Source organism: Clostridium boliviensis, assembly GCF_033342255.1.
Taxonomy (GTDB): Bacteria; Bacillota; Clostridia; order Lachnospirales; family Lachnospiraceae; genus Lacrimispora; species Lacrimispora boliviensis.
In genome coordinates, this window is record NZ_JAWONS010000039.1 from 1 (window position 1) to 374 (window position 374).

Here is a 374-nt window from a genome sequence, read left to right on the forward strand (position 1 = left end):
CGCTCCAGGGTGTTGGCGATGCAGCGCAGGGTGGCAAAGGCGATCCCCTCGGCGGGCAATTCCCGCTGCTCCCACATGCGGAGCAAGGCGGTCTCAGGACCTGAAAAGGAGCACTCCAGCCCCCGGACCGCCGAGGAAACCGTCACCGGAGGGCCATCATACCGGAGCGCCAACTGCTCCAGCGATGGGCCGGCGGGAAAGGGAAGCCCCATCGCCACACCCACCCGGTCCACCAGTTGACCGGCGTTCAGATCCCTCGTCCCACCCAGGAGGGTGATGTCAAATCCCTCGCCCTTCTTCTCCACCTGCAATAGCTCGGTAGTTCCCCCCGAAAGGTGAATTGCCAAAAAGGATTCCCCCTCCAGCGGAGGACT

The 374-nt window shown here is 64.2% G+C and carries 1 pseudogene; it reads right to left on the reverse strand.

Annotated elements, in window-relative coordinates:
* Positions 1-347: pseudogene (locus RZO55_RS02310) on the reverse strand (O-sialoglycoprotein endopeptidase); the annotation flags it as partial.
* Between the last annotated feature and the right edge of the window lie 27 nt (positions 348-374).